This window comes from Staphylococcus sp. HMSC072H03, from assembly GCF_001809305.1.
GTDB classification, from domain to species: Bacteria; Bacillota; Bacilli; order Staphylococcales; family Staphylococcaceae; genus Staphylococcus; species Staphylococcus hominis.
This window is the reverse complement of record NZ_KV796881.1, coordinates 556,442-582,166: the sequence shown is the minus strand read 5'-3', so window position 1 is coordinate 582,166 and position 25,725 is coordinate 556,442. Positions and strand designations below refer to the sequence as shown.

The 25,725-nt window shown below is 30.9% G+C and carries 23 protein-coding genes, 1 riboswitch and 1 other annotated feature; all 23 genes read left to right on the top strand.

Features of this window, described 5'->3' with window-relative positions:
* Window positions 1-157: 157 nt before the first annotated feature.
* Window positions 158-2,794, top strand: coding sequence for a DNA polymerase I (gene polA / locus HMPREF2578_RS05705; protein WP_019835442.1), 2,637 nt, complete (start codon window positions 158-160; stop codon window positions 2,792-2,794).
* A gap of 15 nt (window positions 2,795-2,809) precedes the next feature.
* The gene (gene mutM / locus HMPREF2578_RS05700) at window positions 2,810-3,682 is read left to right on the top strand and encodes a bifunctional DNA-formamidopyrimidine glycosylase/DNA-(apurinic or apyrimidinic site) lyase (RefSeq protein WP_070508286.1); all 873 of its coding nucleotides are present in this window, start codon (window positions 2,810-2,812) and stop codon (window positions 3,680-3,682) included.
* Between the two features lie 21 nt (window positions 3,683-3,703).
* The gene (gene coaE / locus HMPREF2578_RS05695) at window positions 3,704-4,306 is read left to right on the top strand and encodes a dephospho-CoA kinase (protein WP_070436588.1); all 603 of its coding nucleotides are present in this window, start codon (window positions 3,704-3,706) and stop codon (window positions 4,304-4,306) included.
* Between the two features lie 188 nt (window positions 4,307-4,494).
* On the top strand, window positions 4,495-5,520 hold the full coding sequence (gene gap / locus HMPREF2578_RS05690; RefSeq protein WP_002448943.1) for a type I glyceraldehyde-3-phosphate dehydrogenase: 1,026 nt from the start codon (window positions 4,495-4,497) through the stop codon (window positions 5,518-5,520).
* 290 nt (window positions 5,521-5,810) lie between these two features.
* A complete protein-coding gene (gene nrdR / locus HMPREF2578_RS05685; RefSeq protein ID WP_002448939.1) occupies window positions 5,811-6,281 on the top strand; it encodes a transcriptional regulator NrdR in 471 nt (156 codons plus the stop codon).
* Window positions 6,282-7,652: a replication initiation and membrane attachment family protein gene (locus HMPREF2578_RS05680; RefSeq protein ID WP_019835440.1), complete on the top strand. Its 1,371-nt coding sequence runs from the start codon at window positions 6,282-6,284 to the stop codon at window positions 7,650-7,652.
* Window positions 7,653-8,573, top strand: coding sequence for a primosomal protein DnaI (gene dnaI, locus HMPREF2578_RS05675; protein ID WP_019835439.1), 921 nt, complete (start codon window positions 7,653-7,655; stop codon window positions 8,571-8,573).
* A gap of 310 nt (window positions 8,574-8,883) precedes the next feature.
* Window positions 8,884-10,821: a threonine--tRNA ligase gene (gene thrS / locus HMPREF2578_RS05670; protein ID WP_019835438.1), complete on the top strand. Its 1,938-nt coding sequence runs from the start codon at window positions 8,884-8,886 to the stop codon at window positions 10,819-10,821.
* A 48-nt stretch (window positions 10,822-10,869) separates the two neighbouring features.
* Window positions 10,870-11,045: riboswitch (Lysine riboswitch) on the top strand.
* A 152-nt stretch (window positions 11,046-11,197) separates the two neighbouring features.
* Window positions 11,198-12,691 carry an amino acid permease gene (locus HMPREF2578_RS05665; RefSeq protein ID WP_002448996.1) on the top strand — a complete coding sequence of 498 codons (1,494 nt, stop codon included), beginning with the start codon at window positions 11,198-11,200 and terminating at the stop codon, window positions 12,689-12,691.
* A 62-nt stretch (window positions 12,692-12,753) separates the two neighbouring features.
* Window positions 12,754-12,881, top strand: a sequence feature (ribosomal protein L20 leader region).
* Between the two features lie 23 nt (window positions 12,882-12,904).
* Window positions 12,905-13,432, top strand: coding sequence for a translation initiation factor IF-3 (infC, locus tag HMPREF2578_RS05660; RefSeq protein WP_029376817.1), 528 nt, complete (start codon window positions 12,905-12,907; stop codon window positions 13,430-13,432).
* Between the two features lie 27 nt (window positions 13,433-13,459).
* The gene (rpmI, locus tag HMPREF2578_RS05655) at window positions 13,460-13,660 is read left to right on the top strand and encodes a 50S ribosomal protein L35 (RefSeq protein ID WP_002448990.1); all 201 of its coding nucleotides are present in this window, start codon (window positions 13,460-13,462) and stop codon (window positions 13,658-13,660) included.
* 53 nt (window positions 13,661-13,713) lie between these two features.
* The gene (gene rplT / locus HMPREF2578_RS05650; protein WP_002448983.1) at window positions 13,714-14,070 is read left to right on the top strand and encodes a 50S ribosomal protein L20; all 357 of its coding nucleotides are present in this window, start codon (window positions 13,714-13,716) and stop codon (window positions 14,068-14,070) included.
* A 181-nt stretch (window positions 14,071-14,251) separates the two neighbouring features.
* Window positions 14,252-14,863 (top strand): NUDIX domain-containing protein, encoded by a 612-nt coding sequence (locus HMPREF2578_RS05645; RefSeq protein WP_049414990.1) that lies wholly within the window; start codon window positions 14,252-14,254, stop codon window positions 14,861-14,863.
* Between the two features lie 12 nt (window positions 14,864-14,875).
* Window positions 14,876-15,793: a hypothetical protein gene (locus HMPREF2578_RS05640; RefSeq protein ID WP_017176143.1), complete on the top strand. Its 918-nt coding sequence runs from the start codon at window positions 14,876-14,878 to the stop codon at window positions 15,791-15,793.
* Between the two features lie 154 nt (window positions 15,794-15,947).
* Window positions 15,948-17,264 (top strand): trigger factor, encoded by a 1,317-nt coding sequence (gene tig / locus HMPREF2578_RS05635; RefSeq protein WP_017176144.1) that lies wholly within the window; start codon window positions 15,948-15,950, stop codon window positions 17,262-17,264.
* A 156-nt stretch (window positions 17,265-17,420) separates the two neighbouring features.
* Complete coding sequence (gene clpX, locus HMPREF2578_RS05630; protein ID WP_049414987.1) at window positions 17,421-18,683, top strand: ATP-dependent Clp protease ATP-binding subunit ClpX; 1,263 nt, start codon at window positions 17,421-17,423, stop codon at window positions 18,681-18,683.
* 151 nt (window positions 18,684-18,834) lie between these two features.
* Entirely contained in the window at window positions 18,835-19,425 is a 591-nt protein-coding gene (gene yihA, locus HMPREF2578_RS05625; RefSeq protein ID WP_002448982.1) for a ribosome biogenesis GTP-binding protein YihA/YsxC, read from the top strand.
* 136 nt (window positions 19,426-19,561) lie between these two features.
* The gene (hemA, locus tag HMPREF2578_RS05620; protein WP_002488006.1) at window positions 19,562-20,899 is read left to right on the top strand and encodes a glutamyl-tRNA reductase; all 1,338 of its coding nucleotides are present in this window, start codon (window positions 19,562-19,564) and stop codon (window positions 20,897-20,899) included.
* A 21-nt stretch (window positions 20,900-20,920) separates the two neighbouring features.
* Complete coding sequence (gene ccsA, locus HMPREF2578_RS05615) at window positions 20,921-21,733, top strand: cytochrome c biogenesis protein CcsA (protein ID WP_002448932.1); 813 nt, start codon at window positions 20,921-20,923, stop codon at window positions 21,731-21,733.
* Window positions 21,734-21,761: 28 nt separating this feature from the next.
* Window positions 21,762-22,694, top strand: coding sequence for a hydroxymethylbilane synthase (gene hemC / locus HMPREF2578_RS05610; RefSeq protein WP_017176145.1), 933 nt, complete (start codon window positions 21,762-21,764; stop codon window positions 22,692-22,694).
* A gap of 31 nt (window positions 22,695-22,725) precedes the next feature.
* The gene (locus HMPREF2578_RS05605; RefSeq protein ID WP_002448958.1) at window positions 22,726-23,397 is read left to right on the top strand and encodes a uroporphyrinogen-III synthase; all 672 of its coding nucleotides are present in this window, start codon (window positions 22,726-22,728) and stop codon (window positions 23,395-23,397) included.
* Entirely contained in the window at window positions 23,397-24,371 is a 975-nt protein-coding gene (hemB, locus tag HMPREF2578_RS05600) for a porphobilinogen synthase (protein ID WP_049414970.1), read from the top strand. Before HMPREF2578_RS05605 ends, hemB begins: the two co-directional genes overlap by 1 nt.
* Window positions 24,372-24,392: 21 nt before the next feature.
* Window positions 24,393-25,676, top strand: coding sequence for a glutamate-1-semialdehyde 2,1-aminomutase (gene hemL / locus HMPREF2578_RS05595; RefSeq protein WP_070508285.1), 1,284 nt, complete (start codon window positions 24,393-24,395; stop codon window positions 25,674-25,676).
* The last annotated feature ends 49 nt before the right edge of the window (window positions 25,677-25,725 follow it).

Below are 25,725 nucleotides of genomic sequence, written 5' to 3'. Positions count from 1 at the left end.
TCATCCACACTTTAAAATACTTTTTTATGTTTTTAGGATTTTAAAGGGACCTAAACTTGTAGGATTTTATTTTTTGACATTCGTAAAATATCGTTCAGTCGTTATGACCAAAGGTTTATGCTAAAATATAATTAAACTCATTCTGGAGGTTTAAAATTTGAATAAATTAGTATTGATAGATGGCAATAGTTTAAGTTTTAGAGCTTTTTACGCATTGCCACTTTTATCTAATAAAGCAGGTATTCATACAAATGCGATTCTTGGGTTTGCCAAATTACTCGAAAAAATTATCAGAGAAGAACAACCTACACATTTCTTAGTAGCCTTTGACGCAGGTAAGACTACTTTTAGACATTCTAAATATAGTGAATACAAAGGTGGACGTCAAAAAACACCACCCGAATTAAGCGAACAATTCCCCTATATTCGACAATTGTTAGATGCTTATCATATTAAACATTATGAATTAGAAAACTACGAAGCAGATGACATTATTGGTACATTAAGTAAAGAAGCAGATCAAAATGATTTTGAAACTATTATTGTAACTGGAGATAGAGACTTAACACAGTTAGCAACTCAAAATGTGACTATTTATTATACTAAAAAAGGGGTCACAGACGTTGATCACTATACTCCAGAATTTATAGCAGAAAAATATAATGGTTTAAAACCAATACAAATTATTGATATGAAAGGTTTAATGGGAGATAGTTCAGACAATATACCCGGTGTAGCTGGAGTAGGAGAAAAAACAGCAATTAAACTTTTAAATCAATTTGATTCTGTAGAAGGTGTCTATGAGAATATTGATAAAGTATCTGGTAAAAAATTAAAAGAAAAGCTCGAACTTAGTCATGAAGATGCATTAATGAGTAAAGAGCTTGCTACAATTAATCGCTATAGTCCAATAGAAGTCACTTTAAATGATACTAAATTAAGTGATATCAAGGATAATCATGAAAAAATTGAACTTTTTAAGAAATTAGAATTTAAACAATTATTAGCAGATATAGATAATAAAGCATCTGAGTTTGAGCAAGAACAAAAACAAGTTTCTTTTGATATTTTACCTACTTTTGAATATGTTGATTTTAATCATCTTGATGAAGCAGTGATTCATTTCGAAATAGATGGTTCTAATTATTTAAAAGATGATATTTTAAAGTTTGGATTTTATGATAAAGAACGTTATATCGTAGTTGATGCAGATAATATTAAAGATTATCCAGAACTTATTAAATGGTTAGAAAATGAAAATTCTAAAAAGGTAGTTTATGATGCAAAGAAAACATTTGTTATAGCACACAGATTAAATATCAACATTCAAAATATCGTTTTTGATGCGATGTTAGCAAGCTACATTATTGATCCATCACGAACGATTGATGATGTCTATTCGGTTGTAACAAATTATCATCAAACGTATGTTAAAGAAGATGTCTCTATTTATGGGAAAGGTAAAAAGCGACAAGTTCCTGATACTGAAATTTTAAATACGCATATTGCATCTATTACTAAATCTATTGATGCTGTTAAACCGTTAATGGAAAAAGAACTAGAATCACATCAACAAATGAATTTACTAAAAGATTTAGAACTTCCGCTAGCACGTATTTTAAGTAAAATGGAAGAAATTGGTATTTATACAGATGTAAATGATTTACAACGCATGCAACAAGAATTACAAGAGAAGTTAGAATTGTTAGTTCAACGTATTCATGACGTAGCAGGTGAAGAATTTAACATTAATTCACCTAAACAACTCGGTGTGGTTTTATTTGAAACATTAAAACTACCTGTCATTAAAAAAACAAAAACTGGTTATTCTACAGCAGTCGATGTTTTAGAACAGTTACAGAATGAACATCCTATCATTAATGATATTTTGGAATATCGTCAATTAGCTAAATTACAATCTACTTATGTGGAAGGTTTACAAAAAGTCATTAGTAATGATAAGCGTATACACACTCGTTTTAATCAAACATTAGCACAAACTGGACGATTATCTTCAGTTGATCCTAATTTACAAAATATACCGATTCGACTTGAAGAAGGGCGTAAAATACGTAAAGCATTTAAACCTTCATCTGAAGACAGTGTTATTTTATCTGCAGATTATTCTCAAATTGAATTACGTGTCTTAGCGCATATTACACAAGATGACAGTTTAAAAGAAGCATTCATTCATGGACAGGACATTCATACTGCTACAGCACGAAAAGTATTTGGTGTTGAAGCGGAGGAAGTCACTGATTTAATGCGTAGACAAGCCAAAGCTGTAAATTTTGGAATCGTTTATGGTATTAGTGATTATGGCTTAAGTCAAAGCTTAAATATAACACGTAAAGAGGCAAAAATATTTATTGATGATTATTTAGCAAGTTTCCCTGGAGTTAAGCAATATATGAGTGACATTGTAAAGGATGCTAAAGCAAATGGCTATGTTGAAACATTATTGCATCGTAGACGTTATATTCCTGACATCACTAGTCGTAATTTTAATTTAAGAGGTTTTGCGGAACGTACAGCAATGAACACTCCAATTCAAGGAAGTGCAGCCGATATTATTAAACTTGCTATGGTTGAATTTGATAAGCAAGTTCAACATACGTCTTACAAAGCTAAATTACTTTTACAAGTACATGATGAATTAATATTTGAAGTGCCTAAGTCTGAAGTTGAAGAATTTAGTTTATTTGTTGAAGATATAATGGAGCATGCATTAGACTTAGATGTTCCATTAAAAGTAGACTCTAATTATGGTCCTACTTGGTATGATGCGAAATAGAAAGAGGAATGAATAATGCCAGAATTACCAGAAGTTGAACATGTTAAAAGGGGAATAGAACCTTTTATTGTAAATGCTACAATTAAAAGTATTTCATTTTCTAAAAAAGTAATTGAAGGTAAAAGTCAGAATAAAGAAACGATTATCAAAGGAATGAATTTAGATGGTTTTCGTTTGAATTGCGAAGGCTATAAGATAATTAAAGTCGAACGAAGAAGTAAATATATTGTTTTTCATATTGAAAAACATAATCGTAAACGTGTGTTACTTAGTCATTTAGGTATGGCTGGGGGGTTTTTTATTGTCAATCACCTATCTGAGATAGCAATTCCCAACTATCGTAAACATTGGCACGTGATTTTCCATTTAAATAATGGAAAAAAATTAGTGTTTTCAGATATACGTCGATTTGGTGAGATTAGAAACCTAAATTCATTTGAAGATTATCCTTCATTTTTAGAAATAGCGCCTGAGCCTTTTGACGAAGAAGCGTTACAACATTTTAATCACTATTTATCTCAAAAAAAAGTAGCCAATAAACCTATTAAACAGATGTTACTGGATCATAAAATCATAGCAGGATGTGGAAATATCTACGCTTGTGAAGCATTGTTTAGAGCAGGTATTCATCCTGCGAGAAAAGTAAAAGATACGTCTCATCAAGAAAGACAAATGCTCTTTTATTATGTACAAGAAGTGTTAAAAGAGGGTATTGATAATGGTGGAACAAGTATTTCAGATTATCGTCATGCTGACGGAAAAACTGGAAAAATGCAATTACATTTAAATGTATACAAACAAAAGATATGTAAAGTATGTGGCCATGATATTGAACAAAAAGTTATAGCATCTAGAAACAGTCATTTTTGCCCATATTGTCAGAAATAAATAAAGTGAGCGGTGATACAAATGCCTAAAGTAATTGGATTAACAGGTGGAATAGCTACCGGAAAGTCAACAGTTTCTAAATTATTATCAGAATATGGATTTAAAATTGTCGATGCAGATATAGCTTCAAGAAAAGCAGTAGAGAAAGGATCAACTGCTTTGGAACAAATAAAAGAAACGTTTGGTGACGAAGCAATCACAAGTGACGGAGAAATGAATCGACAATACATTGGAGAATTAATATTTAATCATCCAGAAAAACGATTAGAACTTAATGAAATTATTCATCCTATTGTAAGAACGATTATGGAACAAGAAAAGCAACAGTATTTACAACAAGGGTATGATGTGATTATGGATATTCCGCTTCTGTTTGAGAATGATTTACAAGATACTGTGGATGAAGTTTGGCTGGTCTACACATCTGAAAGTGTACAAATTGAACGTTTAATGAAACGTAACAATTTAGACTTGGATCAAGCAAAAGCGAGAGTTCATAGTCAAATATCAATTGATAAAAAAAGCAGAATGGCTGATCATGTTATAGATAATTTAGGAAGTAAATCTGAATTAGAAACCCTTCTTAAACAACTATTGATTGAAAAAGGATACATTCATGAATAATATGAAAAAAAGAGTTTAGGACTTTATTTTTAGTCTTAAACTCTTTTTATTTATATAATAAATATATTAGTTATATAAACTTAAAATGTAAAAAATATTACATTATTTTTGGTAAACGCTTTCAATCGGAATCTATTATGTTATACTAATTTTATAAAGTATAACATATAAAACAAGGAGTGCTTTAAATGTCAACAAATATTGCAATTAATGGAATGGGTAGAATAGGAAGAATGGTTTTAAGAATTGCATTACATAATGAAAATTTTAATGTGGTTGCGATTAATGCAAGCTATCCACCTGAAACAATTGCACATCTAATTAACTATGATACAACGCATGGACGTTATGATAAAAAAGTAGAACCAATTGAGGATGGTATACGTGTTGATAACCATAACATTAAGTTAGTGTCAGATAGAAATCCTGAGAATTTACCATGGAAAGATTTAAATATAGATATCGTAATTGAAGCAACTGGAAAATTTAATCATGGTGATAAAGCAGTTGGACATATTCATGCTGGAGCTAAAAAAGTATTACTAACTGGCCCATCTAAAGGTGGAGAAGTCCAAATGATTGTTAAAGGGGTAAATGATGACAAATTAGATGTTGAAAAGTATGACATTTTCAGTAATGCTTCATGTACGACAAATTGTATAGGACCAGTTGCTAAAGTTTTAAATGATCAATTTGGTATTGTAAATGGATTAATGACTACTGTTCATGCAATTACTAATGATCAAAAAAATATTGATAATCCCCATAAAGATTTACGTAGAGCACGTTCATGTAATGAAAGTATTATTCCAACTTCTACTGGAGCAGCAAAAGCATTGAAAGAAGTTTTACCAGAACTAGAAGGTAAACTTCATGGGTTAGCTTTACGTGTGCCTACAAAAAATGTTTCTTTAGTTGATTTAGTTGTAGATTTAGAAAAACCGGTAACTGTTGACGAAATTAATAATGCATTTCGTCATTCAGATTTAGATGGTGTTTTAGAAGTGGAAAATGCACCTTTAGTATCTGTCGATTTCAATACAAATCCACATTCAGCTATTATCGATGCTGAGAATACAATTGTAATGGATGATCATAAGGTGAAAGTGATTGCTTGGTATGATAATGAATGGGGTTATTCTAATAGAGTAGTAGAAGTAGCTGAAATGATTGGTGAACAACTAGTAGAAAAGTCTACCGTGACTGCAGTTTAAGCTTTTAATAAATAAAAGATTGTTAATTTTAGAGTTGATATTCTAATATAATGTCATTGATTTTATAGATTAAAACATTATAAAAATATTAAATAATTTTTTTAATGAGTCATATGTAGGAAAGTGAAAAAAGAATTTATATTGAATTCTATTTCACTTTCCTTTTTATATTTTATTATAGGTTTAGACAGCTAAGTTGTATCAATTTATTATCAACACATATGAGTTCTTTTGTCATAAATCGTTTTTATAGTATAATGAAGCATAATCTATTCAAGAGGGTGACAGATATGAAATGCCCAAAATGTAGTGCCACACATTCACGTGTGGTAGATTCAAGACATGCTGATGAAGCTAACGCAATACGTAGAAGACGTGAATGTGAGAATTGTGGGACAAGATTTACAACATTTGAACATATTGAAGTGAGTCCACTTATTGTGGTCAAAAAAGATGGCACACGTGAACAATTTTTAAGAGAAAAAATATTAAATGGTCTTGTAAGATCTTGTGAAAAAAGACCAGTTAGATATCAACAATTGGAAGACATTACTAATAAAGTAGAATGGCAATTACGCGATAAAGGTCATACAGAAATTTCATCTAGAGATATAGGTGAATATGTAATGAATTTGCTCATGCATGTAGATCAAGTCTCTTATGTACGATTTGCGTCAGTATATAAAGAGTTTAAAGATGTGGATCAATTACTAGCATCGATGCAAGGTATTTTGGATGATAACAAACGGAGTGATTCATAAATGAGTTTTAAATCTTATGAGTATGGTTTAAGTCCACACGATGGATTTAAAGTATATCGACATTTTTTCTTTAATCATCAACAATTAGAGATATTAAATCGATTGTACATACCGTTAATTGGCTTTAAAGCTATTGGTGTATATCATTTCATGAACCAATTTATCGATGAAGTTGAAGATACTATTCTCACACATTACACTATCATGAATGAGCTTAAAATAAATTTATTAGAATTCCGTGAATATATGGATTTACTTGAAGGCATTGGGTTAATTAAAACATTTGTAAAACATGATAGTAATCAGTCTATGTTTATATATGAATTGATTCAACCTCCAACGGCATACCAATTTTTTAATGATCCAATGTTATCTATATACCTATACAATGAAGTTGATAATCGAAGATATAAAGATTTAAAAGCGTATTTTGAAAAAGATGAACCAGATTTAAAAGAATTTCAGCAAGTAACGCGCAAATTTACTGATGTATTCAAAGTTCCACAAAAAAATATATCTATTGATGCTTCAACAATTCAAAAGGAAAATCATTCAGCTACTATAGATTTAGATAATGAATCATTTGACTTTGATATGTTGAGAGATATGTTACAACATCATTTTATAAGTGGAGAAATTATTACTAAAGAGGCAAAACAATTAATTTTACAATTGGCTACTTTATATGGGTTAACGCCTACTTCTATGAAACGAATCATTCTTAACTCTATCACACAAAATCAAACGTTATCATTTGAAGAGATGAGAAAACAAGCAAGGTCTCATTACTTAATTGAGCATCAACAACAGCTTCCTAAGTTACAAACTAAAGCTAAACCTTCTAATCATTCAGAACAATCACAGCGTCCAAATGAGACTACTGATGATATAAAGGAAAGTGATAGTTGGTTTAAGTTATTAGAAAACACAAGTCCTATTGATATGTTAGCGTCTTGGTCAGAATCAGAACCAACTTTACAACAAAAAAGAATGGTAGAAGAGTTAATAGAGCGTGAAAAATTGTCATTTGGTGTAATTAATATTTTATTACAATTTGTAATGCTTAAGAATGAGATGAAACTTCCTAAATCCTATATATTTGAAATCGCTTCAAATTGGAAAAAGTTAGGTATTAAAACTGCACAACAAGCATATGATTATGCGCTGAAAACAAATCAACAAATCAATGATAGTATAACTAAAAAAACAAAACGTCAATATAAACAACGTGACGTTGCATCAATAGAAAAAACACCAAAATGGTTAAAAAATAAAAATCAACAAGATGAAAAACCAAACAATAATGATGCGCAATTTGAAAAAGATAGAGAAGCGTTTCGTACTCAATTAGAACAAGATTGGGAGGATTAGATGAAACCATTTAGTAAACTTATAAAAAATCAAGATAATTTAAACAAAAGAATTGCTAAAATAAAACATCAAGTCATTAATGATTCTGATGTTAAACAATTTTTAAATCAACACCAGTCAGAACTTACTAATGAAATGATTGATAAAGATTTAAATGTACTTCAAGAATATAAAGATCAACAAAAACACTACGATGGTCACGATTATGCACACTGTCCAAACTTTGTTAAAGGTCATATTCCAGAATTATATATAGAAAATGAGCGTATTAAAGTTCGTTATCGATTATGTCCTTGCAAAATTAAATACGATGAAGAACGTTTAAGTTCACAACTCATTACTGCTCATCACATGCAACGAGATACGTTAAATGCAAAAGTTAAAGATATCTATACCAACGATAGAAGTCGACTTGAAATAGCTATGGAAGTTAACGATATTTGTAAAAAGTTAGTTAACGGTGAACGCGTTAAGGGTCTTTATATACATGGCCCTTTTGGAACAGGCAAATCTTTTATTTTAGGAGCTATCGCAAACCAGCTTAAGTCAAAACATGTGCCATCTACAATAGTATATTTACCTGAATACATTCGTATACTCAAAGGTGGTTTTAAAGATGGAAGTTATAATGAAAAGTTAGAGCGTATACGAGAAGCAAATATATTAATGTTAGATGATATCGGAGCTGAGGATGTCACAACGTGGGTAAGGGATGAGGTGATAGGTCCCTTATTACATTATCGTATGGTTCATGAATTACCAACATTCTTTAGTTCAAATCTAAATTTGGAAGAATTAGAACATCATTTATCTATATCAAACAAAGGGGCAGAAATAACGAAAGCTGCTCGAATTATCGAACGTATCAAAAGTTTAGCAAATGAATTTTATTTAGATGGAAAAAATTTACGAAATAATTGAAATTTACAATGTGTGATGTATAATAAAGATAAATCTAAATCGTTGAAATAAATGAAGATATGATAATTTAATCTCTATCATACAGCAAGCCAACAATTGATGAGAATTTGGTTGATATATTAAATTATTACTCCTTCATATTTAGATGCTGGTAATCAGTATCCGGCTCAAGACCGTTATCTTATGAAGAGATATCTAGAATACATCTAGATAACTAGGGTGGTACCGCGACGAACTCGTCCCTTTTATAGGGAGGAGTTTTTTTATTTTCTTCAGCGATCATAGAATAAAATTTATGGAGGGTTTCGATATGGAACAAATTAATATTAAGTTTCCAGATGGCAATTCAAAATCATTTGACAAAGGAACTACTACAGAAGATATTGCACAATCAATTAGTCCTGGACTTCGAAAAAAAGCAGTAGCAGGAAAATTTAATAATCAACTCGTTGATTTAACTCGTCCACTTGAAGAAGATGGGGCAATTGAAATTGTTACACCTGGTAGTGATGAAGCTCTAGAGGTATTACGTCATTCAACTGCTCATTTAATGGCTCAAGCATTAAAACGAATTTATGGAGATGTTAAATTCGGTGTTGGTCCAGTGATTGAAGGCGGTTTTTACTACGACTTTGACATGGATGAAAAAGTATCATCAGATGACTTTGAAAAAATCGAAAAAACAATGAAACAAATTGTTAACGAAAATTATAAAATTGAACGTAAAGTGGTTTCTCGTGAAGAAGCAAAAGATTTCTTTAAAGATGATCCATATAAATTAGAATTAATAGATGCAATTCCTGAAGATGAGAATGTAACATTATATACTCAAGGTGAATTTACAGATTTATGCCGTGGTGTTCATGTGCCATCAACTTCAAAAATTAAAGAATTTAAACTTCTTTCTACTGCAGGTGCATATTGGCGTGGGGATAGCGACAATAAAATGTTACAACGTATATATGGTACTGCTTTCTTTGATAAAAAAGATTTAAAAGCACATTTAGACATGTTAGAGGAACGTCGTGAACGTGATCATCGTCGTATTGGTAAAGATTTAGAATTATTTACAAATAATCAACTTGTTGGTGCTGGTCTTCCACTATGGTTACCAAATGGTGCAACAATTCGCCGTGAAATTGAACGTTATATTGTAGATAAGGAAGTAAGCATGGGATATGATCATGTATATACTCCAGTTCTAGCTAACGTTGAACTTTATAAAACTTCAGGTCATTGGGATCACTATAGAGATGATATGTTCCCACCAATGAAATTAGATGAAACTGAAGAAATGGTATTACGTCCAATGAACTGTCCACATCATATGATGGTTTATAATAATAAACCACATTCTTATCGTGAATTACCAATTCGTATTGCTGAATTAGGTACTATGCATAGATATGAAGCAAGTGGTGCAGTATCAGGCTTACAACGTGTAAGAGGTATGACTTTAAATGATTCTCATATCTTTGTACGTCCTGACCAAATTAAAGATGAATTCAAACGCGTTGTTCATATGATACAAGATGTTTATGAAGACTTTGGTTTTGAAGATTACACATTCAGATTAAGTTACAGAGATCCTGAAGATAAAGAAAAATATATGGACGATGATGACATGTGGAATAAAGCTGAGTCTATGCTTAAAGAAGCAGTAGATGAAATGGGCTTACCATATGTTGAAGCTATTGGAGAAGCAGCATTCTATGGTCCTAAATTAGATGTTCAAGTTAAAACTGCAATGGGTAAAGAAGAAACCCTTTCAACTGCACAACTTGATTTCTTACTACCTGAACGATTTGATCTTTCTTATATTGGTAGTGATGGTGAAAATCACCGACCTGTTGTTATTCATCGTGGCGTAGTTTCAACTATGGAACGTTTTGTAGCTTTCTTAACTGAAGAAACTAAAGGTGCTTTCCCAACATGGTTAGCTCCAAAACAAGTTGAGATTATTCCAGTAAATGTAGATTTACATTACGACTATGCGAGAAATTTACAAGATGAATTAAAATCTCAAGGTGTTCGTGTAGAAATTGATGATCGTAACGAAAAAATGGGCTATAAAATTCGAGAGGCACAAATGCAAAAAATTCCTTATCAAATTGTAGTAGGAGATAAAGAAGTTGAAAACAACGAAGTAAATGTTCGTAAGTATGGCTCACAAGATCAAGAAACAATAGAAAGAGATGAATTTATCTGGAACTTAGTAGATGAAATTCGTCTAAAAAAACGTAGATAGTCTTGATAAAATAATATCCTTAATGTATATTACAAAGTAGTTAAATAAAAATGAGTTAGAGGTTGCATCTTTAAAAAGTAATACTTCAGAAGTTGATATGGAACGTATGTTGAAAGTATGAAAGGTAAAGATGCCGAAACAAATGATAACCATACTTATGATTTGTTGGGACAGTTATCGAATAGAAACTGTACTGTCACAGTTTGTGATGTGCTACCGATATAGATTAAGTAATGGGTGCATATCTTAACGGTATGTACCTATTTTTTAATTTGTAATTTGATTTACATATCATTTATAAAAATTAAATATGTTAATTATCTTCACATAACAAATAAATACTTAGCTAACCTCTACATTAAGAAAGGGAGCTTATATGAGTAAAGTTGAAAATCAAGATAGCGGTATGAAGAGAGGGTTAAAAGATCGTCATATCTCTATGATTGCAATGGGAGGCTGTATCGGTACAGGCCTATTTATGACATCAGGTGGTGCTATTCACGATGCTGGTGCATTAGGTGCGCTTATTGCATATGCAATTATTGGAGCTATGGTATTCTTTTTAATGACTTCTTTAGGAGAAATGGCTACGTATTTACCTGTTTCAGGTTCATTTAGTACCTATGCAACACGATTTGTAGATCCATCATTAGGATTCGCATTAGGTTGGAACTATTGGTTTAACTGGGTAATTACTGTAGCGGCAGATGTAACTATTGCAGCGCAAGTCATACAGTATTGGACACCTATGGCAGGGATACCAGCATGGGTATGGAGTTGTATCTTTATAGTTATTATTTTCGCATTAAACTCTTTATCTGTAAGAGTATATGGTGAAAGTGAATATTGGTTTGCACTTATAAAAGTGATTACAGTAATTATTTTTATAATTATTGGTATTTTAACTATATTAGGAATTATGGGTGGACATTTTGTAGGATTTGAGACATTTACTAAAGGTGATGGGCCAATCCTAGGTGGAAATCTTGGCGGTAGTTTACTTTCAATTCTAGGTGTATTCTTAGTTGCTGGTTTCTCCTTCCAAGGTACTGAATTAATAGGCATTACTGCTGGAGAATCTGAGAATCCAGAACGTGCTGTTCCAAAAGCAATTAAACAAGTTTTCTGGAGAATATTATTATTTTACATTTTAGCCATCTTTGTTATTGGTATGTTAATTCCTTACAATAGTAATGCATTAATGGGTGGAGATAACGATGTTGCAACATCTCCATTTACGCTTGTCTTTAAAAATGCAGGGTTAGCATTCGCTGCTTCATTTATGAATGCAGTTATTTTAACCTCAGTATTATCAGCTGGTAATTCAGGGATGTATGCATCAACACGTATGTTATATTCAATGAGTAAAGATAAATTAGCTTTCGCTTCATTTGGTAAAACGAATAAACATGGCGTGCCATATTTATCATTGATTGCTACTGGTGTACTTGTAGTCGTTATTTTCTTAGTACAAAAATTAAGCGGAAATGCTTATGAATATATTGTAGCTGCCAGTGGTATGACAGGGTTTATTGCTTGGGTAGGTATTGCAGTAAGTCATTATCGCTTTAGACGAGCATTTAATGTTCAGCATCATCGTAAATCAGAATTGAAATATAAAGCGAAATGGTTCCCATTCGGTCCAATATTTGCAGGTATATTGTGTGTGATTGTGATTGTTGGACAAGATGTAGATTTCATTAAAACAGGGCACTTTGATCTTAATCGATTTATTATTACGTATATGGGTATTCCAGTATTTTTAGTATTCTTTATTTATCATAAATTAAGATATAAAACTAAAAAAATACCTCTTGAAGAAGTTGATTTAAGCCAAGATGTCTCAATGAATGAAGTAAAACATCACTAATTTTAAAAAACAATTGACATGCTTAATAAAACTTGATATGATTAGTATCGTTGATTACGAAACGAACCAAGTAGAAACACCCGTTTCTCACCTGTAGCGACGCAAAAAGCTGTTGGCAGGTTAATCATGTCACACAATTATCGTGTATGAGTGAAGAGCGGGCAAATATTGTCCGCTCTTTTTGCTTGGGAAAATTTCGTAAAATTTTGGGAGGTGTCAACCATAGCAAAAGATCAAACGCAAGTTAACGAAAAAATTCGCGCAAAAGAATTACGTTTAATTGGCCAAAATGGTGACCAAATTGGTGTTAAATCTAAAAGAGAAGCTCTTGAGATGGCTGAAAGAGTTGAATTAGATTTAGTAGTTGTTGCACCAAATGCTAAACCACCTGTTGCAAGAATTATGGATTATGGTAAATATAAATTCGAACAACAGAAAAAAGAAAAAGAAATGAAGAAAAAACAAAAAGTTATCAATGTTAAAGAAATTCGTTTAAGTCCAACTATTGAGGAACACGATTTCCAAACTAAGTTGAAAAATGGACGTAAATTCTTAACTAAAGGTGACAAATGTAAAGTTTCTATTCGTTTCAGAGGTCGTGCAATTACACACAAAGAAATTGGTCAACGTGTTTTAGAAAAATTTGCAGACGAATGTAAAGATATTGCCACTGTTGAACAAAAACCTAAAATGGAAGGGCGCCAAATGTTTATTATGTTAGCGCCTATAAACGAAAAATAATTTACTTTTATTAGGAGGAAATGAATCATGCCAAAAATGAAAACTCACCGTGGAGCAGCTAAACGTGTTAAAAGAACTGGTTCAGGTCAATTAAAACGTTCTAGAGCTTTCACATCTCACTTATTTGCAAATAAAAATACTAAACAAAAACGTAAATTACGTAAAGCTAAACTAGTATCTAAAAGCGATATGAAACGCGTAAAACAATTATTAGCTTACAAAAAATAATTAATATTACTTTCGAACGATGATAAAGCGATATATTTAAGGAGGAATTTAACATGCCACGAGTTAAAGGTGGAACAGTAACAAGAGCACGTCGTAAAAAAACGATTAAATTAGCTAAAGGTTACTTCGGTTCAAAACATACATTATATAAAGTAGCAAAACAACAAGTGATGAAATCAGGTCAATACGCATTCCGTGACCGTCGTCAACGTAAACGTGATTTCCGTAAATTATGGATTACACGTATTAATGCAGCTGCACGTCAACATGACATCAGCTATTCTCGTTTAATGAACGGTTTGAAAAAGGCTGACATTAACATTAACCGTAAAATGCTTTCTGAAATTGCTATTTCAGACGATAAAGCTTTCGGTGAATTAGTATCAAAAGCTAAAGATGCTTTAAAATAATTAATATTTAAAAGCCAATAAGGTAACTATAAAACCTTATTGGCTTTTTTATTTACTTTTATTCATCAAATATTCTTTAATAGAATTATGATAAGTAAACGAACCAGTTAAATATCATTGTGATTTAAATCATTGGTTTGTTAAACTATTAAAAAAGAATATTAATTTCAAGGAGTTAACTATGTCTAAATTTGATGAACAAATCATCGTCGTATCAAGAGAATTATTATTTGATAATGAAAAAAATGCATTTAATGGATTCTTATCGAAAAACGATGTTCAAGGTGAAGAAATATTTAATACGTTTAAAAACTATGAAGTAAAAAGACGTGGAGATATGGAAGAAGATCCATCTTATAAACAACTTATTTCATATTGTCTTTTAGAAAATGAAAATGATGAAATCTTAGTATATCAACGTTTAAGTGGTGGCGGAGAAGAACGCTTACACGGACAGTCTTCAGTGGGTGTTGGTGGACATATGAATAATGTTGTTGGTGCCGATTCAATTAATGAAGTTTTAAGAGTGAATGCACAAAGAGAACTTAATGAAGAAGTAGGATTATCTGAAGATAGATCTCAAAATATGGAATATATTGGTTTTATTAATGATGATACTAATGCAGTAGGTAAAGTTCATATAGGTGTTGTTTTCAAAATTAAGGTGAAATCTAGTGATGTAGAAGTTAGAGAAACTGACACTTTAAAAATTAATTGGATATCACAAGATGAAATAAATGATTTAAATCATTTTGAATCATGGAGTGCGTTAATTTTAAAAGATTTAAAATAAAGGGGGCTCAATATGTCTGATATTATCCCTTTTCCTCAATCAAAGCAAAAATTATATCATAATATTTTAAATGCACAACAACAAAATAAATATAAAGAAATGTATCAATTGTTTGATATATATGAAGCCTCATTCGAGTTAGATAATCAATTATCTTTGATTAAATGTGACATGTTAAATGAATTAGGGTTATATTTAGAATTAAGAGAAGAAGCAATTATTTTCTTAAAAAAAGGTATACCTCATTACGACGAACTAATTATTTTCTATATTAAAGCATTAATAGGTTTAAATCAGAATTATGAAGCAATTGAAGTCATTAATCAAATCATTAACGAAGTGAAAGAACATAAAACTAGAATGGCACTCTTTCCATTAAAAGAATATGCCCAATCTAAATTAGATGAAGACAAGAAACTTTCTAGTCAATTATTATCAGAATTTACTAGTTTAGATTTAAATCGTCAAACTAAATTAATGATTAAACTCATTGATAACGGACATTATGAATTCAGAAAGACGGTTGCTTTTTTATTATCTAATCAAGTAGAATCTTATAATTTAAAAAGTCTCATGCTTGAGTATTTACGTTTTTCAAATTATGATAGTGAAATAAAAATTGAGAAGTATGGTTATGAAGTCAACATCCTCCCTACAACATTAAAAGGTTTAGAACACACAGATATGAAAACTACTGTTATTCCCAAAGTTCTCGATAGATTAGAAAATGGAGCTTTGAATATACAAAATGAAGCTCAGTATGTGATGAATAATCATTCAATAAAACTATATCCACTTGATATATTTTCACTTTTTAATGAAGAAGATTGGATAATAGCTTATGATGTTTATTTTAAGTCAATGATTGGTATAGAAGTAAGTGAAGCAAATCAAGAATTATTAACATTAATTTATCAGTTAGATAATTAAATGTGAGCAAATCATTTTAGTTTACTTAAATGATTCTGTAAAGTTGAATTACTATTTAAAATCCCCTATAAAACATTGTTTGTGTCCATATTGGACCTATGATATAATAGGGAAGTTGAAAAAATTAAAAATGTAAGCATGGAGGTATTTATACATGACAGCAACTTGGGAAAAAAAAGAAGGTAACGAAGGTTTATTAAAAGTTACTGTTCCAGCAGAAAAAGTAAATAAAGCATTAGATCAAGCATTTAAAAAAGTGGTTAAACAAATTAACGTGCCTGGTTTCCGTAAAGGTAAAGTGCCTCGTCCAATTTTCGAACAACGTTTTGGCGTTGAAGCATTATATCAAGATGCAGTAGATATTCTTTTACCTGAAGCTTATGGTGAAGCCATTGAAGAAACTAAAATCAATCCAGTAGCTCAACCTGAAATTAATGTAACTCAAATTGAAAAAGGTAAAGATTTCGAATTTGAAGCAACAGTGACTGTTGAACCTGAAGTTAAATTAGGAGATTATAAAGGTCTTGAAATTGAAAAACAAGATTCTGAATTAACTGATCAAGATTTACAAGATGAAATTGATCATAGTTTAGGTCATTTAGCTGATATGGTTGTTAAAGAAGATGGTGCAGTTGAAGAAGGAGACACTGTAAATATTGACTTTGATGGTTATGTAGATGGCGAACAATTTGAAGGTGGCCAAGCTGATGGTTATGATTTAGAAATCGGTTCAGGTTCATTTATTCCAGGATTTGAAGATCAATTAGTAGGCGTTAAAACTGGAGAAGAAAAAGACGTTGTTGTAACATTCCCAGAAGAATATCACGCTGAAGAATTAGCTGGTAAAGAAGCTACATTCAAAACTAAAGTAAATGAAATTAAATACAAAGAAGTACCCGAATTAACTGATGAAATTGCAAATGAATTAGATTCAGATGCTAATTCAGTAGATGAGTATAAAGAAAACTTACGCAAACGTTTATCAGAACAAAAAGCACAAGATGCTGAAAATGTGGAAAAAGAAGAAGCAATTAATAAAGTAACTGAAAATACAACAATTGATATTCCACAAGCTATGATTGACACTGAATTAGATCGTATGGTTCAAGAATTTGGTCAAAGAATCCAACAACAAGGTTTAGACTTACAAACTTACTTCCAAATTTCTGGTCAAGATGAATCTCAATTAAGAGAACAAATGAAAGATGATGCAGAGCAACGTGTTAAAACAAACTTAACATTATCAGCAATTGCAGATGAAGAAAATATCGAAGTCACAGATGAAGATATTGATAAAGAATTAGAAAAAATGAGCAGTCAATTTAATATCTCAGTAGAAGATATTAAACAAACTCTTGGTAATACTGATATCATTAAAAATGATGTACGTATTCAAAAAGTAATTGACTTATTAAGAGACAATGCTAAATATGTTGATTCAGCTAAAGAAGATAAAAAAGAAGACAAATAATAAACTTTTAAATTGATATAAAGTTTAAAAATAAGTAGCAGGTGCATCATTATATGTATCTGCTACTATATGTTTTAAGCATTTTAGTTGTTAACTATCAATTTGCATTGTAGAATGCTATCTAGTATAGTCGTTTAAGGATAGAGGTGTAAATGAATGTTTAAATTTAATGAAGATGAAGAAAATTTAAAATGTTCTTTCTGTGGTAAGGACCAAGATCAAGTTAAAAAATTAGTAGCAGGTAGTGGTGTATACATTTGTAATGAATGTATCGAACTATGTTCTGAAATTGTTGAAGAAGAATTAGCTCAAGCTACTTCAGAAGAATTTACTGAATTACCGACGCCTAAAGAAATTATGGACCATTTAAATGAATATGTTATTGGCCAAGAAAAAGCTAAAAAATCTTTAGCAGTGGCAGTTTACAATCATTACAAACGTATTCAACAATTGGGTCCAAATGAAGATGATGTTGAGTTACAAAAAAGTAATATCGCCTTAATTGGACCAACGGGTAGCGGTAAAACATTACTTGCACAAACACTTGCTAAAACATTGAATGTACCATTTGCTATTGCAGATGCAACAAGTTTAACTGAAGCAGGTTATGTTGGTGATGATGTTGAAAATATTTTATTACGTTTGATTCAAGCTGCTGATTTTGACATTGATAAAGCAGAAAAAGGAATTATTTATGTAGACGAAATTGATAAAATTGCTAGAAAATCTGAAAATACATCAATTACGCGTGATGTTTCTGGTGAAGGTGTACAACAAGCATTACTTAAAATCTTAGAAGGTACAACAGCAAGTGTACCACCTCAAGGTGGCCGTAAACATCCTAACCAAGAATTGATTCAAATTGACACAACTAATATTCTATTTATATTAGGTGGTGCGTTTGATGGTATTGATGAAGTCATTAAACGCCGTTTAGGTGAAAAAGTTATCGGTTTTGCTAGCAATGAAGCAGATAAGTATAATGAAGAAGCTTTATTAGCACAAATTCGTCCTGAAGATTTACAAGCATATGGTTTAATTCCAGAATTTATTGGACGTGTACCAATAGTTGCTAATTTAGAAACATTAGATGTTGAAGCGCTTAAAAATATTTTAACGCAACCTAAAAACGCGTTAGTTAAGCAATATACAAAAATGTTAGCTCTTGATAACGTTGAATTAGAATTTACTGAAGAAGCTTTGGCAGCAGTCAGTGAAAAAGCAATTGAACGAAAAACTGGAGCACGTGGATTACGATCAATTATAGAAGAATCTTTAATTGATATTATGTATGATGTACCTTCAACAAGTGATGTTGCTAAAGTTGTAGTAACTGCTCAAACAATTAATGAGGAAATCGAGCCTGAAATGTATGATTCAGAAGGTAATTTATTGAACGGTACTAAAACTTCAGCTTAATTATCAACCATATAATAAGGAAGTGGTGATAGAATTCATTTGAGTTCGAAACTGCTTCCTTATTTTTATACATATCATTTTTTTAAAATTTTAGATTTTTAAACATTTATATTATAATAAAGCAGCTATAATAATGAAGAGGTGTTTGAATATGAATATTAACCCAAATAATATAGAATTAATGATTAGTGCAGTGAAAGAAGAACAATATCCTGAAACCAATTTAACTGAAATCGCTTTAAGTGGACGTTCTAATGTGGGTAAGTCCTCTTTTATTAATAGTATGATTGGTAGAAAAAATATGGCTCGTACTTCACAACAGCCTGGAAAAACGCAAACTCTAAACTTCTATAATATTGATGAACAACTTATTTTTGTTGATGTTCCTGGATATGGATATGCAAAAGTAAGTAAATCACAGCGTGAAAAATTTGGGAAAATGATAGAAGAGTATTTAACTAAACGAGAAAATCTAGGTTTAGTCATTCAACTTGTAGATTTACGACATAATCCTACCGAAGATGATGTATTAATGTATAATTATTTAAAACATTTCGATCTGCCAACACTAGTCATTTGTACTAAGGAAGATAAAATTGCGAAAGGTAAAGTTCAAAAACATATAAAAAATATAAAACAAAAATTAGATTTAGATCCAAACGATACAATTATAAGTTACTCTTCTATTCAAAATTCTAAACAGCAATACATTTGGGATATTATTGCTAATTATATAAATTAAAAGAAATATCTTGTAATTAAGTGACGAAATTTTGACTTCACATTAGAATGTTTCTAATTTATTTGAGCATCAAACTTAAATTCATTCTAAAATGTGTTATACTAACGATATTGTTAGTATATGGAGGGCGTTATAAATGCATTTTATTGCTATTAGCATAAATCATCGTACTGCTGATGTAGCTTTAAGAGAGCAAGTTGCTTTTAGAGATGATGCCTTACGATTAGCCAATGAAGATTTATTCGAAACTAAAGCAATTTTAGAAAATGTAATATTATCGACATGTAATCGTACAGAAGTATATGCTGTAGTGGATCAAATTCATACAGGACGATATTATATTCAACGATTTTTAGCTCGTTCATTTGGATTTGAAGTAGATGATATTAAAGCAATGTCTGAAGTTAAAGTGGGGGACGAAGCAGTAGAACATCTATTGCGTGTAACTTCAGGTTTAGATTCAATTGTGTTAGGAGAAACACAAATTTTAGGCCAAATGCGTGATGCATTTTTCTTAGCGCAAGATTTAAAAACAACTGGAACTATCTTTAATCATCTATTTAAACAAGCAATTACTTTTGCTAAAAAAGCACATAATGAAACAGATATCGCAGATAATGCTGTAAGTGTTTCATATGCTGCTGTGGAATTATCAAAAAAAGTATTAGGTAAATTAAAAAATAAACATGCTGTTATTATTGGTGCAGGTGAAATGAGTGAATTGTCGTTATTAAATTTACTCGGCTCAGGCATTAATCATATTACAATTGTAAATCGAACAGAAAGTAAAGCTAGAATTTTAGCTGAAAAACATCAAGTTAGTTATGATAAGCTAGAATCTTTACCTAGTTTATTAACTTCAACTGATATTGTTATTAGTTCTACTAGTTCACCAGATTATATTATTACTAAAAGTATGATTAATCAGGCACTATCATATAGAAAATCTAAATTATTATTATTAGACATTGCAGTACCACGAGATATTGAACCATGTCATAATTTAAGTGATGACGTATTTAATTATGATGTAGATGATTTAAAAGGTTTAGTTGATGCTAATTTAAAAGAACGACAAATGGCGGCTGAAGCTATTTCTAATGAAATTCCTGCTGAAATTAAAGCACATAATGATTGGGTAAATATGTTGGGTGTAGTTCCTGTAATAAGAGCTTTACGTGAAAAAGCAATGACTATTCAAGCTGAAACAATGGATAGTATCGATAGAAAATTACCGAATCTATCTGAACGAGAACGAACAGTCATTTCTAAACATACTAAAAGTATTATTAATCAAATGTTGAAAGATCCAATTAAACAGGCTAAGGAATTGAGTAACGATAAAAAAAGTAATGAAAAATTAGAGCTATTTCAAAATATATTTGATATTGAAGCCGAAGATCCTTATAAAGCAGTGAAAGAACGAAAAAAAGAAAAGGAACTTTCAGTACGACATATCTTTAGTTTTGAATAAGCATATTAAAATGGTGATAATATGCAAGAAACGCTATTTATTAGATTTCATGAAATTATATTAATTGTATATTTAATTAGCATTCTTTGTTATTTTATAGACTTTGTTCGGAAGAGTCATAAGATTAGAGTACTTGGAATTTATGCCTTAGGGATTGTTTGGTTTTTACAAACAATCTCTTTGTCTATGTATATTACTTCGCATAGTGATGTATTGTTTAATTCCATATTTGATGTTTTTTTCTTCTTGTCATGGATGATTATTTCTATTTCTCTAGTTTTAAATATTATTAAAGTTCTAAGTTTTTCTGTGTTTTTTTTGAATGTAATTGGATTTATCTTATTAACGATGAATACATTTAGACCTGAACACTATACAAACAGTATACAAAAAGTACAAGTTATAAATGAATTATTACTTGTACATGTAGGGCTTGCAGTATTGAGTTATGCTTTTTTTGCACTTGCATTTGTAAATGCATTGCTATATATCATTCAATATAAAAACCTTAAAGAAAAAAACTTTAATCAGAAATATTTTAGAATTGGCAGTGTAGCAACTCTTGAAAAAATTATATTTTTTTCAACTTTGGGCGGTTTAGTAATATTAATATTGAGTGTAATTTTAATTGCTCAATGGGGAATCTATGCGGTTGGTATAGCAATATTTAAAGATCCGAAGGTTATGTTGTCTGTCATTATTACGCTTCTTTATACAGTATATATCGTTATGTATTTAAAAAAGAAAATCATCTCAATTAATTTAATTTATTTTAATATTATGATATTTTGCCTATGTATGGTGAATTTATTCTTCACTACTCATTTTAATTAAAAGAAAACTTATGTAGGAGGCCTTGTTTATGCGTAAATTAGTTGTGGGTTCACGTAGAAGTAAACTTGCTTTAACACAAAGTAAACAATTCATTGATAAATTAAAAGCCATTGATCCATCTTTAGAAATCGAAATTAAAGAGATTGTCACAAAGGGAGATCGAATTGTGAATCAACAACTATCTAAAGTTGGAGGAAAAGGCCTATTTGTTAAAGAGATTCAAAATGAACTATTTAACAACGATATCGATATGGCAATACACTCATTAAAAGATGTTCCTAGTATTATTCCAGAAGGTTTAACATTAGGTTGTATTCCTGATAGAGAAATACCATTTGATGCCTATATTGCCAAAAATCACGTACCATTAGAAGAACTTCCTAAGAATAGTATAGTTGGTACAAGTTCATTAAGAAGAGGTGCACAAATATTATCTAAATATCCTCATCTAAAAATTAAATGGATTCGTGGTAATATTGATACACGTTTAAATAAATTAGAAACAGAAGATTATGATGCGATTATTTTAGCAGCAGCAGGACTCAAACGTATGGGTTGGTCTGATGACGTAGTAACAACTTATTTAGATAAAGACACATTACTACCTGCAATCGGTCAAGGTGCTCTTGGCATTGAGTGCCGTAGTAACGATATTGAACTTCTCGAGTTACTTCAAAAAGTTCACAATAATGAAGTTGCAAATTGTGTAACGGCCGAACGAACATTTTTAGCTGCAATGGATGGAAGTTGTCAAGTTCCAATTGGTGGATATGCGAATTATAACAATAACAATGAAATTGAGTTTACAGGCTTAATCATGACACCAGATGGTAAGGAACGTTATGAACATACTGAAGTAGGAACTGACCCTGTAAAATTAGGGAACAGAGTAAGTGAGATACTTAAAGAACAAGGTGCGTATGAAATTATAAGAAAATTAAACGAAGAAGCATCACATTAATACTAAATCTTAGTAGAGGTGTTACAGTTAGATGAAACCAGTGATAGTTATGACGCAAACGAGTAAAGTACAGAGTGATATGGTAGAAGTCATTCATAAGCCATTTATTAAAATTCAATCACTTGAATTTGATACTCAACTCTTGCATGATAATTATGACTGGCTTATTTTTTCTTCAAAAAATGCCGTACATTTATTTTATAAATATTTAGAGTACGTGAATGTAAAACATATTGCAGTAGTAGGCGCTAAAACTGCGCAGTTATGTAAACAATTAGGTATAAATATAGATTTTATACCTAACGATTATTCTCAAGAAGGTTTATTAGAAGGATTAAATCTAGAAAAATCTTCTATTTTAATTCCGAGCAGTGCACAGGCAAGACCAAAATTGCAACAAACTCTCGCTGAACATAATAATGTTGTGAAAATTGACTTGTATACACCTATAGCGGATAGAGAGAATATTATTGAAGTTATCAATCTAATTCAACATAATCAAGTTGAAGCATTAACATTTTCAAGTTCATCTGCAGTGCGTTATTATTTTAGTGAGGCATTTCCTAAGCATTTTAAAAATTACTATGCTATAGGTCAACAAACTGCAAATAGCATTAGAGCCTATGGTTATGAACCTTATATTGCAGATAAACAAACTTCTGAAGCATTAATAAACACATTTTTAGAAAGTAGGAATAAATAATGAAATTCGATAGACATAGAAGATTACGCTCTTCAGCTACAATGAGAAGTTTAGTAAGAGAAAATCATGTTAGAAAAGAAGATTTAATTTATCCAATTTTTGTAGTAGAAAAAGATAATGTTAGAAGCGAAATTAAATCGTTACCTGGTGTATATCAAATAAGTTTAAATCTATTAGATGATGAAATTAATGAAGCATATGATTTAGGTATTAGAGCGATTATGTTCTTTGGCGTACCTAATGAAAAAGATGATGTGGGTTCTGGTGCATACAATCATAATGGCATTGTTCAAGAGGCAACACGTAGAGCAAAAAAACTTCATAAAGATTTATTAATCGTTGCTGATACTTGTTTATGTGAATATACGGATCATGGTCATTGCGGTATCATTGATGATCATACGCATGATGTTGATAATGACAAATCTTTACCATTATTAGTTAAAACAGCAATTTCTCAAGTCGAAGCTGGCGCTGACATTATTGCTCCAAGTAATATGATGGATGGTTTTGTTACCGAAATTCGACAAGGTTTAGATGAAGCTGGTTATTATAATATTCCAATTATGAGCTATGGCATTAAATATGCTTCTAGTTTCTTTGGACCATTTAGAGATGCTGCAGATTCAGCTCCTTCATTTGGAGATAGAAAAACGTATCAAATGGATCCAGCTAATCGTTTAGAAGCACTAAGAGAATTAGAAAGTGACTTAAAAGAAGGCGCAGACATGATGATTGTCAAACCAGCTTTAAGTTATTTAGATATTGTTAGAGATGTAAAAAATAACACTAATATTCCTGTTATTGCTTATAATGTTAGTGGTGAATATGCTATGACTAAAGCAGCATCTCAAAATGGTTGGATAGATGAAGAACGTGTGGTTATGGAACAAATGGTATCAATGAAACGTGCGGGCGCAGATATGATTATTACTTATTTCGCGAAAGATATTTGTCGTTACTTAGATAAATAATGGTTAAGGAGGAACAAGTTAATGACTTATGAAAAATCACAAGAAGCAATGCGCATTGCTGAAACACTTATGCCTGGTGGTGTCAATAGCCCTGTAAGAGCATTTAAATCAGTAGATACACCAGCAATTTTTATGGATCATGGTGAAGGTTCGAAAATTTATGATATAGATGGCAATGAATACATTGATTATGTATTAAGTTGGGGACCATTAATTTTAGGTCATAAAAATAAACAAGTCATTAGTAAATTACATGATGCTGTAGATAAAGGCACTAGTTTTGGTGCTTCAACACTAGAAGAAAATAAATTAGCTGAACTTGTTATTGAAAGAGTGCCTTCAATTGAAAAAGTAAGAATGGTTTCTTCAGGTACTGAAGCTACTTTAGCGGCATTAAGACTGGCTAGAGGTTACACTGGTAGAAATAAAATTGTTAAGTTTGAAGGATGCTATCACGGACATAGCGATTCATTGCTTATCAAAGCAGGTTCAGGTGTAGCAACTTTAGGTCTTCCAGATTCACCAGGAGTACCTGAAGGCACAGCTAAAAACACAATTACAGTACCTTATAATGATTTAGATGCGATTAAAGTAGCATTTGAAAATTATGGAGATGATATTGCTGGTGTGATAGTAGAACCAGTTGCAGGAAATATGGGTGTTGTACCCCCTAAAAAAGGTTTCTTAGAAGGATTAAGGGAAGTCACTAAAGAATATGGTTCTTTACTTATCTTTGATGAAGTCATGACAGGTTTCCGTGTAGGGTATAACTGTGCTCAAGGTTATTTTGGTGTGACACCAGATATCACATGCCTAGGAAAAGTGATTGGCGGTGGCTTACCTGTAGGTGCTTTTGGAGGCAAAAAAGAAATTATGGATAAAATTGCTCCAGTAGGTAATATTTATCAAGCGGGAACTCTATCTGGTAATCCTTTAGCAATGACAAGTGGTTATGAAACACTAAGTCAATTAACGCCTGAATCATATGAGTATTTCCAAGAATTAGGCGATATATTAGAAAAAGGACTTAAAGAGGTATTTGCTAAACACAATGTTCCTATTACAGTAAATAGATCTGGTTCTATGATTGGTTATTTCTTAAATAAAGGACCTGTAACCAACTTTGAAGAAGCGAATCAAAGTGATTTAGAGTTATTTAGTAATATGTATAGAGAAATGGCTAAAGAAGGCATATTTTTACCACCTTCTCAATTTGAAGGAACATTCTTATCTACCGCACATACCAAAGAAGATATTGAAAAAACGATTCATGCTTTTGATAATGCATTAAGTAGAATTGTTTAATATTTAAAAGTTAATATAATAAAAGTGGAACAAAGATGAGATAATATCA